12 protein-coding genes are annotated in these 12424 nt (G+C 40.3%); 6 read left to right on the plus strand and 6 right to left on the minus strand.

From position 1 onward, the window contains the following. The first annotated feature begins 324 nt into the window (after positions 1-324). Genes ABMY35_RS04610 through ABMY35_RS04620 form a run of 3 tightly spaced genes read left to right on the plus strand, consistent with a single transcriptional unit; the run spans position 325 to position 4895 of the window. Positions 325-2868: an MMPL family transporter gene (locus ABMY35_RS04610; protein ID WP_349285217.1), complete on the plus strand. Its 2544-nt coding sequence runs from the start codon at positions 325-327 to the stop codon at positions 2866-2868. After that, positions 2865-3671: an outer membrane lipoprotein-sorting protein gene (locus ABMY35_RS04615; protein ID WP_349285218.1), complete on the plus strand. Its 807-nt coding sequence runs from the start codon at positions 2865-2867 to the stop codon at positions 3669-3671. The genes ABMY35_RS04610 and ABMY35_RS04615 overlap by 4 nt, the downstream gene beginning before the upstream one ends. Next, entirely contained in the window at positions 3672-4895 is a 1224-nt protein-coding gene (locus tag ABMY35_RS04620; RefSeq protein ID WP_349285219.1) for a DUF1302 family protein, read from the plus strand. Between the two features lie 137 nt (positions 4896-5032). On the opposite strand, the gene ABMY35_RS04625 is transcribed toward ABMY35_RS04620, so the two are convergent. The 3 genes from ABMY35_RS04625 to ABMY35_RS04635 form a co-directional block, all read right to left on the minus strand. Then, complete coding sequence (locus tag ABMY35_RS04625; RefSeq protein WP_083496476.1) at positions 5033-5173, minus strand: DUF3149 domain-containing protein; 141 nt, start codon at positions 5171-5173, stop codon at positions 5033-5035. A gap of 135 nt (positions 5174-5308) precedes the next feature. Beyond that, the gene (locus tag ABMY35_RS04630; protein ID WP_349285220.1) at positions 5309-5755 is read right to left on the minus strand and encodes a TIGR02444 family protein; all 447 of its coding nucleotides are present in this window, start codon (positions 5753-5755) and stop codon (positions 5309-5311) included. Further along, positions 5755-7671, minus strand: a complete 1917-nt coding sequence (locus ABMY35_RS04635; protein ID WP_349285221.1) for an ATP-binding cassette domain-containing protein — start codon at positions 7669-7671, stop codon at positions 5755-5757. The genes ABMY35_RS04630 and ABMY35_RS04635 overlap by 1 nt, the downstream gene beginning before the upstream one ends. A 175-nt stretch (positions 7672-7846) precedes the next feature. Here ABMY35_RS04635 and ABMY35_RS04640 point away from each other — a divergent pair, with 175 nt between their 5' ends. Then, complete coding sequence (locus ABMY35_RS04640; RefSeq protein ID WP_058028474.1) at positions 7847-8047, plus strand: YheV family putative zinc ribbon protein; 201 nt, start codon at positions 7847-7849, stop codon at positions 8045-8047. Between the two features lie 39 nt (positions 8048-8086). Here the strand turns inward: ABMY35_RS04640 and ABMY35_RS04645 are convergent, their stop codons facing one another. After that, positions 8087-8299 (minus strand): SlyX family protein, encoded by a 213-nt coding sequence (locus tag ABMY35_RS04645; protein ID WP_349285222.1) that lies wholly within the window; start codon positions 8297-8299, stop codon positions 8087-8089. After that, positions 8296-9285, minus strand: a complete 990-nt coding sequence (locus ABMY35_RS04650; protein ID WP_349285223.1) for a hypothetical protein — start codon at positions 9283-9285, stop codon at positions 8296-8298. The genes ABMY35_RS04645 and ABMY35_RS04650 overlap by 4 nt, the downstream gene beginning before the upstream one ends. Positions 9286-9523: 238 nt before the next feature. On the opposite strand from ABMY35_RS04650, the gene fkpA reads away from it, so the two are divergent. After that, positions 9524-10282: an FKBP-type peptidyl-prolyl cis-trans isomerase gene (gene fkpA / locus ABMY35_RS04655; protein WP_138483498.1), complete on the plus strand. Its 759-nt coding sequence runs from the start codon at positions 9524-9526 to the stop codon at positions 10280-10282. Positions 10283-10370: 88 nt separating this feature from the next. Here fkpA and rsd read toward each other — a convergent pair whose 3' ends face one another. After that, positions 10371-10841, minus strand: coding sequence for a sigma D regulator (gene rsd, locus ABMY35_RS04660; protein ID WP_349285224.1), 471 nt, complete (start codon positions 10839-10841; stop codon positions 10371-10373). Positions 10842-11301: 460 nt separating this feature from the next. Between rsd and hemE the strand changes: the two genes are divergently transcribed. After that, complete coding sequence (gene hemE / locus ABMY35_RS04665; protein WP_058028479.1) at positions 11302-12366, plus strand: uroporphyrinogen decarboxylase; 1065 nt, start codon at positions 11302-11304, stop codon at positions 12364-12366. Positions 12367-12424: the final 58 nt, after the last annotated feature.

The following is a 12424-nucleotide window of genomic DNA, read 5'->3' on the forward strand; positions in this document are numbered from 1 at the left end:
CTGTGAAATAAAGATATTGTTCGGATTACACAGAAATCAGTCATAGTGAAACTGTCCTTACCATTTATTGTATGAGTGCTTGACAGGAAAATAAGCTTTTTAAAATTTAGTTTTCTATAAAAAGGTGCTGAATTTATCAAAATAATCAGTGTCTTACATGGTGGCTTTACGTATAAAAATATATTTTCCAAAGCTATAGCCAGAGCAAAAGTCAGCTCTGCTTCACTATTCCATGTCATTTTTCAACTCATACATACCTGAAAGCATCGGTTTAATGCCTTGTAAAATGCTTTTACTACATTTAAATAATTAACAGGAATTAAAATGAGCTCTTGGAGAGAGGGATTTATATCATTTCTACTTAAGCGATGGTGGTTGCCGTTGCTGTCTTTATTGGTCATCACGGGCTTTATGCTTACTCAATTGGTAACACTGAAGACTAATGCCACACCATATTTTTTGGGTGCGGAACATCCAAGCATGCAAGCCGATAGATATGTAAAAAAACACTTTACGAGTAGCGGCGAGTCATTATTTATCTCAGTTATCAATAAGCAAAGCGATTTATTTCAAGAAAAGCCGTTGAACGAAGTTTACCAAATACACCATCAACTTCTAAAGGTAACTTTAACAGAGCAATCAGATTTACAGCGATTGAGCCAATTTGGGATTGATCAAAAAGCACAATCATTAATTGAGCGAATCAAACAAGGTGGTATCACTACGACGGACTTCGATTCAGTAAATAGCTTAATTAATCATTTAAATTCAGAGCACATAGATTATGACGGCAAGCTTTGGTTACAAGACTTTTTAATCAGAGTAAGACCGGTGAAAAAAATCAGAAGCATAGTCAGCGTCGAAAGTATTACTAGTTCAGACGATATGATCGACATTCATCCGATGATGTTTTCTGTGCCTAAAACAGAAGTGGAGCTAAAAGCATTAAAACATGAAGCGCTATCTAACCCTATATTAATGGGGGCGCTCTTTGAGCCAACTGGTCAAGCGACCAATATGCAGGTTGAGCTTCTGATCCCTGAAAGTGATGCACCAAATATGCAAAAGTTTTATTTAAGTGCGCTCAATGTGATTGAACAACTTCAAAGTGAAAATAGCTACCATTTGGGTGGACCTCCAGTTGTAACAAGTCAGCAAGCGTTATCTATGAAACAAGATAGTGACCGCCTATTTCCTGGCGTAATCTTAGTGGTCATGGTGATATTGTTTTTAATGTTTAAAAGCCCTAGAGGTGTCATTCTACCACTGACAGTTGCAATATTAAGTGTTATTTGGACACTGGGTTTGATGGCATTTTTAGGGGTGAAGCAAAACATAGTCTCGACTATGTTACCTGTATTTCTTATTTCGATAGGAGTTGCCGATACTATACATGTGCTAACAGAGTTCAACCATGAGGCTAAATCAAAACCAAGAAAACAAGCCGTTTTTGATACTTTGAAATCGCTTTGGACGCCGATGGTAATTACAACTTTAACAACGGCTGTTGGTTTTTTATCTTTGATGAGTACAGATATAGTTTTTATTAAAGAGTTTGGTTTATTTGTAGCGATAGGTGTGATTTTTGCCTTAATAATTACGGTGCTTTTATTGCCCCCAGTTCTGCTAAAGCTCGCAAAAACAAAGTCGATTGACACAAATATTAGTCAATTTGAGCAAGAAAGCAGATCGGAGCGTTGTATTTTAGTGGTAAACAGGCTTATTGCTGAGCGCAAAAAGTCTTTTTTACTTGTTATAACGATGTTGGTGGTTGGGTGTGGATTCTCACTTTCTCAATTAAATATTGATAATAAAGCAATCAAATATTTTGATGAAGAGAGCCAAGTTCGAATTGATGATGAAATCATAAATCAGTATTTTGCTGGCTCGATGGTGTTTAGCTTAACACTAAAATCGAATCAACCAGATACCTTTAAACAGGCTGAGAATTTAAGAAAAATAGAACAGATTCAGCATCGTTTGGCCGAGCACGCTGACGTAGGCTTTTCTTATTCAGCAGTCGACTTTATAAAACTCTTAAATCAAAGGTTAAACGAAGACAACATAGATGAGTTTAAATTGCCAATTGATGAGGGGTACTTAGTCGGTCAATATTTCTTTTTATATGAAAGTAGTGATGGACGAGGCGTATTTGATACTGTTGATCCTACTTACCAAACGGCTCGCATCATTGTTTTTAATCACTCAGATCAGTCTACGGTTGTAGAAAAAACACTTAATGATGTTTTGTTGTTTGCACAGACTATTCTACCTGAAAATATTGAGATCGAGGCCAGTGGATTTGGTGAGTTATTAGTTTCAACTAAAAATGAAGTGATTTATGGACAAATTACGAGTCTAAGCATGTCTTTATTAGGTGTTGTGATATTACTTAGTATCATGTTTAAGTCTTTTAAATTCGGTGTGTTAGGCGCAGTTCCATTGAGTTTGACAGTTTATTTCAACTTTTCAATTATGCCTCTTATCGGAATGGATCTTGATATTGGAACAGCCTTGGTTGCTGCGATCGCGATTGGGGTAGGTGTGGACTACGCGATTCATTTTATTAGTCGGTTTTTACAGCATAAAAATATGGGCAGTAATACAGAGAGCGCCATAGAAGCGGCTTTAAAAGCGGTATTCAGGCCTATCATATTCAACACACTTGTCTTGAGTTTAGGCTTTTCGGTATTGGGCTTTTCGACATTCGCAGCCTTAGCGAACTTAGGGTATCTGGTTGCGATGACAATGCTGCTTTCTGCCATTGCGACGTTATTTATCCTACCAACTTTAGTGCGCTTATTATCTGAAAAATACTTAACCATACCAAAAACAACACAACTTAATTTAGAAGGATTTTCAAAATGAAGTTCAATTATTCGATAGGAATATTTTTTATATTGAGCAGTCTTATTTCGTCACACACTGTCAATGCTCAAAATAATGATACAAAGGCATATGAAATTTTAGAGGCTGTAAAGTTTAGGGAAGACGGCCAGACCCGGCAATCTAGATTCAGTATGACACTAACGAGTAAGAGCGGTTTTAAGCGTTCTCGTGAAATCACATTATTGGAGCAAGATGAAGGCGCAGATTTAAAGTCACTGATCTATATCCATAAGCCAGCTGAGGTGCAAGGGACAGGAGTGATGTTACATGCTTACGATGAAACATCAGCAAAGCAAGACGATATCTGGCTATACATTCCAGCGATGAGAAAGACCAAAAGGTTGTCTGCGAAGAATAAGCGTGGCCGCTTTGTGAGTAGTGAACTGACATATGCTGATCTAGAGCGTCTTCAGTTACAAGACTTTACTTTTAAGGTTGAAGGTGAAGAACAGCTAGATGGCATTAAGGTTACGAAAATCTCAGGCCAAATTGCGAATGATGAGGCAAAGTTTAAAACGGGCTATAGCAAAAAAGTTCTTTGGGTTGATACCCAAAGGCATATCTTACTTAAAGAAGTTTACTATGACGAGCACGGGTTGTTATTAAAAACACGGGTTGCAAACTCAATTAAACAGATTGAAAGTTTTTGGACAATCACTCATTTGACAGTCAATAATCACCAAACGGGTGATAAGACGGAGTTGGTGCTTGATGATATTAAGTATAATAAGTCATTTTCCAACTCCCAATTTAGCTTAGTTAGTCTGAAGAGAGGTTTGTAGATGAACCTCTTCAAGCTATTTGCAGCTTCGGCGTTGCTATCTGGCAGCGCTTTTGCTGAGATTGAGCGAACGGAAATTTACTATCAAATTGCAGCTGGAACGGAAAAGTCGGGTGTCGCATCTGAAAAGTATTTTGCAAAGCTTGCTTGGGGAACAGCAGTACATGATAAATGTCTCGCTGAAGTTGAGTTGAGAGCTCAAAAGCTACTTCAACGTAGTAATACCAATCAAAAAGTTGCTGGGTACGTCAGTGATGAGGACCTTGATATACGTAATGCAACTGTAAATTGTATGTTTGATGACTGGGAGTTAGTCTTAGGCAAGCAGCAAGTTACTTGGGGGCAAAGCGATTATTTCAGAGTTTTAGATACGATTAACCCACTGGATACTCGAGAGCATTTACTTGCTTATATGGACGATTTAGAAGAGGCAAGATTGCCTCTAACCATGTTAAATTTGTCCAGAATTCTAGAAGACGGAGATTTTCAATTTCTTATAATTCCCGATGTTAAAAGCACTCTTTTACCAATAAATAGGAGTGAGTTTGACAATCTATCCATATCTGGGATTGAAAATAACTTCAATCTACCAAATGACTTTACATTAAAGAACACAAGCTTAGCCTCTAGATTAAGGTTTTTTTTGGGGGAATGGGATGTAGGGCTATATAGCTACTATGGATGGGACTTTGACCCTAAACCTGAGCAATTGAATGAGTCTAATGAGGCTCTTACCCTTTATCGAAAAAAGTTATTTGGCGTTTCACTTTCAAGACCTTTAGGTGTGTGGGTTTTCCGTTCGGATATTGCTTGGCAGCCCGACTCTCAAGTTTCATCTTCCCAAGGTACATTGGAAGTAGATAGATTGAGTATGCTGGCAGGTTTTGATTATGCTTTGGATACATTGAGTTTTAGTTTTCAATACGCAAACTTTCATCAATTGAATGCATCTAAAAACCACGCGATTAATCGGCGTTATGAACAAGGTTCTGTGTCTGTTTCAAAGTACTTTTTGGCCGAGAGATTGTTTATTCAGAATGATTTGATCTTAGAGAAGCATAGGGGCAAATTGAGTCAGCTGAACAAATTTAATATCTCTTATAAGCTGCGTGAAAATATGGGCATTAGTGGTGGTTTGATAAATTACTTTGGTAGTAAAAATTCGGCTTTAGGGCAGTTCAAAAACAATAGCCGAATTTACTTTAAACTAGATTTTAGTTTCTAGTTTGGTATTTGCCACAAATAAAAAGCACCCGACTAACTAGGTTAGTAAGGTGCTTTGTGCGTCGTGCTTAATTCGTCTCTATTGGGGAACAAATGCCTTTATTTAAAGTGGGTCAAAGGCAAGACCACAAAAAAATGTTATTCAGGAGCTTCTGACTCGTTAATCTTCTTCATGAAGTAATAAACGTAGTAAGCGCATAGCACAATCACTGTGCCCAAGATGCCAAATGAAAGAAACAACACTGGGTCGCTAAAAAAATCTCTAAAGAATACGTTCATGGCCTTGGCCTCCTAATCACTCGATGAAGTAATCATAGGTTAGGGATGACGGACTTGATATGATCGAGATCAAGTTTGTTTTCTGGCCAGCTTGGCTTAGGGTCAGAGCTTGATCTTGATCATGTTTTTTTGCCGCTAAAGGCACTGGAAAAGGCGGTTTTTATCTTGTTCAGATAAATATAGAGCTAGGTTGTCAGCGCCGCTGTTAACGCTGATTGAGCTTGGTAGTGCTTCTAGTAATAAGCTTTGTTGTAATTTCTCAAGGGCTAACTCATTTTCAAGTAATTGCTTGCGAATAACAGCATAGTTATTGTGGTACGAATGGTGTTTTTTTAGGTTTTGTCGGGCTAGGCGATGCGGGTTCAATAACTGAGCATCACTGAGCGCAGCGGCATTGTTGAGCGCTGAAAACTGAGTTGGTGTTAGTTGTAGCTTTAGACTGTCGAGGAATAACAGTAATAAGCATACGTTTACGTTTTTTTGCTGCTCGTCTTGTAGCTCGAGCAGCAAAGGTTGCACGCCATTTTTACTATATATATCGCATGCAAATTGCCAAAATGTATCGGCCGTGAGCTTAGACATTAGACGAGGCTTGCCTCAAATTCAGCTTGTTTTTCTTCCATCTCTTCAAGCGCCATTAATAAGTCTTCTTCTATTTGGTTCACTTTTGGCGTTAACTCAGCTTGTTTGCCAAGTAGCTCGGTGAGCTTGGCTTTGTTTTCATCGCTGTATAAATCGTTGTCGCCAAGCTGGTTTTCAACGTCAGATAACTGCTCCGAGAACTTGTCTAGTTGTTTTTCAAGTTTATCGATTTCTTTCTTTAAAGGTTGAACTGACTTTCTAAATTCAGCTTCAAGGCGTTTAACTTCTTTACGATTACTGCTGGAATGCGCTTTAACTTCGACTTGCTCTTTTTTGTTGTCGGCTTTATTGGCATTGAGTAACCATTGATAGTACTCATCTAAATCATAGCCAAATTGCGATACGCTGCCGTTATCTACCAGATAAAATTCATCGGCGGTATTTTTTAGCATGTGTCTATCGTGCGATACCGTCACCATCGCGCCTTCAAAGCCCTGTAGCGCCATAACAAGGGCATGACGCATTTCTAGGTCTAAGTGGTTGGTTGGCTCATCCAGTAATAGTAAGTTTGGCTTTTGGAATACCAACATAGCTAGAACTAAACGGGCTTTTTCGCCTCCAGAAAATGGGGCGACCGGTTCTAGAGCGCGATCACCGTTAAAGGCAAAGCCACCTAAGAAGTCACGTAGAGACTGCTCCGGTGCATCGGGTGCAAGACGTTGTAAATGTGTCACAGCGCTCGCTTGTAAATCTAGTGATTCGAGCTGATGCTGAGCGAAGTAACCAATTTTCAATCCTTGATGCTGAAAGACTTCGCCAGATTGCGGCTGCAATTCGCCCGCAAGCAACTTGATAAGGGTTGATTTACCCGCACCATTGCGACCAAGTAGTGCAATGCGACTGCCTGGCACTAGGTTAAGCTTAATTTGATGCAAGATCGTGATGTCGCCATAGCCTGCTTGCGCGTTATCTAGCGTCATTAATGGGTTTGGAAGTGCACTAGGCTCGGCAAATTCAAAATCGAATGGCGAATCAGCATGTGCCGGGGCCAGCTTTTCCATACGCTCTAGGGCTTTAACACGACTCTGTGCTTGTTTTGCTTTACTGGCTTTGGCTTTAAAGCGAGTTATGAACTTTTCTAAGTGAGCAATTTGCTCTTGTTGCTTGTCGAACAAAGCTTGTTGCTGTGCCATGCGCTCTGCTTTTTGACGTTCAAACTGAGAGTAATGGCCTTTATAAACATTAATAAGGTTACGGTCGATATGCCAAATTTGGTCTACCACGGTATCTAAAAACTCGCGGTCGTGAGAGATCAGCACCAGTGTACCGGTATATGCTCGTAAAAAGCGCTCTAACCAGTAAACTGCATCTAGGTCTAAGTGGTTGGTAGGCTCATCGAGTAGGAGTAAATCTGCGTCGCGAATGAGTGCTTGAGCAAGGTTTAAGCGCATACGCCACCCACCTGAAAAAGCACTCACTGGATTATCGATTTGCTCGTTGCTGAATCCAAGACCGTGTAATAGTTCACCGGCTTTGGCCTCAATGCTGTAGCCTTTTAGGTGCTCAATTTGTTGGTGTATTTGCGCTTGTTTTGCGCCGTCATCGCTCGCTTCTGCATCACGCAGTGCAATGCGGCAGGCGTAATATTCAGGGTGACCTTGCAGTACATAATCAAGGGCACTGATCTCAAGCGCTGGGGTTTCTTGTTTTACCGAGGCAATAGACCAATCTTTTGGAAATTGAAACTCACCCAAATCTAACTGTAGTTCGCCCTTTAACAATGCAAACAAAGATGATTTACCACAGCCATTGGCGCCGACTAGGCCGACCTTGTGCTCTGGAAAAAGTGTTGCACTGGCGTTTTTAAGTAGGGTTTTGCCACCGCGAAGTAGCTCGATATCTGACAGTTGGATCATAGTGTTACAGCAACAATAAATAATGCGGCTATCATAACATGAAGTGCTTTATGGGACTCAACTCTATCTTCTATTTGAGGGCAGGTATTATTTTTACAAACAGAGTGAACGTGTTTCTTATAAATCGGGTATTGAGATAGAATAGGGTATAACTTAATCGCGGGTCGAGTCGAAGATGAAACAGAAGAAACGCTTTATTGCTGGGGCAGTATGTCCTGAGTGTAATAAGCAAGATGTCATGATGCTATATAAAGAGCATGATGTAGAAAAAGTAGAATGTGTTGAATGTGGTCATAAGATGACGCAACCAAAAGATGCGGTGCAAGCATCAACACGCCAATTTGAGCAAGTAATTGGTGTATTTAAGCCAGAGTAACACTGGCTTAAACGTATTTATTATTAACCAGGTACTCGGTTAGTAATGCGGCGGTGGTGGCTCTTGGTGTTGAGGCATTAACCCACTGTCACCCCCTTCTTTAACTTTTTGTGCTAATAATTCTAATTGTCGCTGCATTTTTGCTAAATGCTTTTGATGGGTGCGAAGCTCATCGTTAAGTGTTTCGATGGTATCGTCCTGAAAAGCAACTTTTGCTTCTAACTCCATCACGCGGTTTTCTAATTCTGTCATTGTGTATCCAAATCGGTAAATATCTCTAGTAAACCACTAGAGCTCTCTGTGGTTAAACTGCGCTCGTTATCAGTAAAGGCAACATCAAACACGACCGCAGATTTTGGGCGGCTACCCTCCCTCGGTTTTACTAAAAAGGTATCTAGTTGTTGGCCGTCATTCAACCGCCAAAGTGATAATTCGCGGTTAGGTGAGCCCGTGGCAATAAGTGATGCATCTTCATTAAAGCGAACGGCACTAAAGATTTTCTGGCGAGCAATATACTGTAATTGTGATACGAGATCACCTGAAGTGAGTTGCCAGACACTGGCTTTTTTTAAGCTATCGGCGGTAAATGCGTATTGACCACTGGCATCTAAGGCGACTTTAGTGACGCGACTAGGGTGATTAAAGCGATGAAGTACTTGCCCAGTTTTAGTGTCCCAAAAATAGGCGGTGTAATCATTGCCGCCACTTAACGCGAAATGGCCGTTAGGTGATAGCGCAATGCTATTGATTTTTTCTTGATGACCGAGGAACTCTAAGCGTCTACCGTTGACTAAGTCGAGATGGACGATGACATTATCACTACGACCATACATTACATAGCGGCCTTGATTGCTAATTGCGATATCGCGGATCGTGGCTGTTTTTATTTGATAATAGCCTTGGTTTTTACCGGTTTGAATATTCCAAACGGCAAATGTATCGTTGGCGGCAGTCACAGCAAAGCTGTTGTCATAGGCGATAGCGAGCGAATGTACTAGGTTTTCGGGATCTGCTGAGTGCTGCCATTGGTATTTTAAGCCATGACTTTGATTGTCCCATAGGCTAACGCCATGCTCGACCGATGAAATCAAAGAGTATCGACCGTCTGCAGAGATAGCGGCTGCAAACGAGCCTCGCACAGCATGCTCTACGGTATGTGACGCTTGTTTTACTGAAGGAGTACACGCCAGCAGCAAGGTGCAGATTGCAGTAGTAAGAAAGAGTCGAATACTTTGCATAGTTTAGGCTTTTTCCCTTAACGCTCTGTTTCACAAAGGGTACACTTGCGCTCATGTCCATATAATGGCGCTTTTTATTGATAGTAGCGCATCAAAGCCGGAAAGTCGCGTTGTGAAGCTTGGATGACGATAGCCGCATGAGGATTGGCATCGAAGCATATGAATGATAATGTGGATACATAAATTTAACCTTTCAAGTAAATAGTAAAGGCCACAATAAGTGAGCCGGAGAAATATAATGAAACAGACGATTAAACTGTCTTTAATTGCAGCGTCGGTATTGGCGCTAACTGCGTGTAATCAAAAAGCAGAAGCTGAACAAAAACCAGCAGAAGTAAAACTAGAAACAGAACTACAACAACAAGCTTATGGTATTGGTGCGTCTGTTGGTAATTTCTTACAAAAAGACCTTGCTGATAAAAAAGAGATCGGTGTAGAGCTTGACCAAGAACTTCTAATGCGTGGTTTTAAAGATGCATTAGCGGGTGAAGCAAAATTAGATGAAGCGAAAATTCGTGAAGTATTAACTGCGCTTGATACGACGGTTCGTGCTAAGCAAGCTGAAAAAGCAGAAGCGTTAGCAAAAGAAAGCAAAGAAAAAGGCATTCAATACTTAGCTGACAATGCTAAGAAAGAAGGTGTAACAGTGACTGAGTCTGGCCTTCAATATGAAGTGATCACTCAAGGTGACGGTAAAAAGCCAGTTGCAACAGATGTAGTAAAAGTACATTACAAAGGTACTTTAATCGATGGTACTGAGTTCGATAGCTCATACTCACGTAACGAGCCAGCGACATTTGGTCTACAACAAGTAATCAAAGGCTGGACTGAAGGTCTTCAGCTAATGCACGAAGGTTCTAAGTTTAAATTTACGATTCCTTCAGAGCTTGCTTACGGTGAACGTGACCTTGGTAAGATCCCTGCAAACTCAACGCTAGTATTTGAAGTTGAGTTACTTGAGATCCAGCAAGAGAAAAAAGCGGCAGCAGCTGAGTAATTAAGCGGGTTGGTATTATACCAAAAAGCTTAAAAAAAGGGTTCTACATGAACCCTTTTTTGTGTCTAAAGATTGTCTTAATTCTTATCTAATCAGTATGGTTTGCGTAAAAGTTTTCAATTAGCTCGTCTTCAAGCTCAAAACGTAACTCTAACACCTCACCTAATTTAGATAGGTCTGTATCAAAACTTCCTAAGCTTGCGTCTTGAGACGCTTCCGCATACTTATCATTGAAATCCAGCGCAACATCTGTTGTTTCAGAGATACGAGGGTAAAGTGCATTCGCCAGAGCGACGCTCTTTGGGCCTTTTTCTTTACAGGCCTGTACTATGTTGTCGTACACTTCAAAATGACCAGCGGATAAATAATCCATCATGATCTGACAAAAGCTTTGGATCTGCACTTGGTCAGGTAGTGCATGATCTTTTTTGTCGAATGGTGCGAAACCAGCCAATTTACAAAACTGTAATAACAATTCCTGACGCTCAGTTAACCATGCATCGATAACGCTGTGACTACCACCCCATTTCTGTTGGGCTTCTTCAAATCTTGATAACATAGCGAACTCCTTTAGCGTGTTGTTTCCTCTATAAAAAGAAAATCTAGCTCAAAGGTCAACCATTTTTTTCATTATTTGTTCAGGTTTGCTTGTAAGTTATTGAAAATAATCGGTTAAGAATTTTTATGGTTGTGGGCATAAAAAAACCACCCGAAGGTGGTTTATCAATTGGTTTAGCAGTTTTTATTTTTATTAAAATTAAAAGTTATTTTTATTATTAAAGGTGTTTTGTTGTTATTTTTTTAACGCGGAGGAAGTTATACCAAGCTTTTTTTGTTGTTGCAAATAGTTTAACAAGATGTTTTTTAATTTTTTTGCTTGTCTTTCCATAAGTGGTTGAAGCGTTAGTGGTTTAATCTAGATCATGACAAATCACTTTGCTTGGGCGTTTAGATAGAGCCTGCGCATAATTAGTGATACAATTTGCGCAATTTTTTAGGCTTTGGAATCGAGATACGCTATGAGCGAATTGAAAAACGATCGTTATTTACGTGCGTTAATGAAACAACCTGTTGATGTAACGCCAGTATGGATGATGCGTCAGGCTGGACGTTATTTACCAGAGTATCGCGCAACACGTGCGCAAGCTGGTGACTTTATGAGTTTGTGTAAAAACGCAGAATTGGCGTGTGAAGTTACTTTACAACCACTTCGTCGTTACCCGTTAGACGCGGCAATTCTGTTCAGCGACATCTTAACAATTCCAGATGCAATGGGCTTAGGTCTGTACTTCGAAACTGGTGAAGGTCCTAAATTTGAACGCCCGATCAGCTCTTTAGCAGATGTTCAGAAGATCCCTAATATCGACCCGACTGACGAGCTTGGCTATGTAATGAACGCAGTAAGCACCATACGTCGTGAGCTGAAAGGTGAAGTGCCACTAATTGGTTTTTCAGGTTCTCCTTGGACGCTAGCAACTTACATGGTTGAAGGTGGTTCGAGCAAAACCTTTGGCAAAATCAAAAAAATGGCTTTTGCTGAGCCAAAAACACTTCACCTATTGCTAGATAAAGTCGCTGATTCAGTAATTGATTACCTAAACGCACAGGTTAAAGCAGGTGCACAATCGCTTATGATCTTTGACTCTTGGGGTGGTGTATTAAGCCCGCGAGATTATAAAGAGTTCTCACTGCAATACATGCACAAGATTGTTGATGGTCTAATTCGTGAAAACGATGGTCGTAAAGTGCCAGTGACGTTATTCACTAAGAATGGCGGCCAATGGATTGAAGCAATTGCAGCAACAGGTTGTGATGCGGTAGGCCTAGACTGGACGATTGATATTGGTGATGCACGTCGTCGTGTTGGTGATAAGGTTGCGCTTCAGGGCAACATGGATCCTGCAATGCTACACGGTACACCTGAGCGTATTCGTGAAGAAGTACAAAACATTCTAGCAAGCTATGGTGAAGGCTCTGGTCACGTATTCAACCTAGGTCATGGTATTACACCAGACGTAGATCCTGAGAACGCAGGTGTATTCATCAACTCAGTACATGAGTTCAGTGGTCAATACCACAAGTAATAAGCTTTAAGAGTTTGTATAAAAGAGCCTTAGCTGAAAAGTTAAGGCTTTTTTATTT

This window comes from Pseudoalteromonas sp. BZB3 (genome assembly GCF_040104455.1).
GTDB lineage: Bacteria > Pseudomonadota > Gammaproteobacteria > Enterobacterales > Alteromonadaceae > Pseudoalteromonas.

Bases quoted from the DNA above. Each gene is read 5' to 3' on its own strand.
- ABMY35_RS04610 (WP_349285217.1), top strand. From the start codon at position 325: ATGAGCTCTTGGAGAGAGGGATTTATATCATTTCTACTTAAGCGATGG.
- ABMY35_RS04615 (WP_349285218.1), top strand. From the start codon at position 2,865: ATGAAGTTCAATTATTCGATAGGAATATTTTTTATATTGAGCAGTCTT.
- ABMY35_RS04620 (WP_349285219.1), top strand. From the start codon at position 3,672: ATGAACCTCTTCAAGCTATTTGCAGCTTCGGCGTTGCTATCTGGCAGC.
- ABMY35_RS04625 (WP_083496476.1), bottom strand. From the start codon at position 5,173: ATGAACGTATTCTTTAGAGATTTTTTTAGCGACCCAGTGTTGTTTCTT.
- ABMY35_RS04630 (WP_349285220.1), bottom strand. From the start codon at position 5,755: ATGTCTAAGCTCACGGCCGATACATTTTGGCAATTTGCATGCGATATA.
- ABMY35_RS04635 (WP_349285221.1), bottom strand. From the start codon at position 7,671: ATGATCCAACTGTCAGATATCGAGCTACTTCGCGGTGGCAAAACCCTA.
- ABMY35_RS04640 (WP_058028474.1), top strand. From the start codon at position 7,847: ATGAAACAGAAGAAACGCTTTATTGCTGGGGCAGTATGTCCTGAGTGT.
- ABMY35_RS04645 (WP_349285222.1), bottom strand. From the start codon at position 8,299: ATGACAGAATTAGAAAACCGCGTGATGGAGTTAGAAGCAAAAGTTGCT.
- ABMY35_RS04650 (WP_349285223.1), bottom strand. From the start codon at position 9,285: ATGCAAAGTATTCGACTCTTTCTTACTACTGCAATCTGCACCTTGCTG.
- fkpA (WP_138483498.1), top strand. From the start codon at position 9,524: ATGAAACAGACGATTAAACTGTCTTTAATTGCAGCGTCGGTATTGGCG.
- rsd (WP_349285224.1), bottom strand. From the start codon at position 10,841: ATGTTATCAAGATTTGAAGAAGCCCAACAGAAATGGGGTGGTAGTCAC.
- hemE (WP_058028479.1), top strand. From the start codon at position 11,302: ATGAGCGAATTGAAAAACGATCGTTATTTACGTGCGTTAATGAAACAA.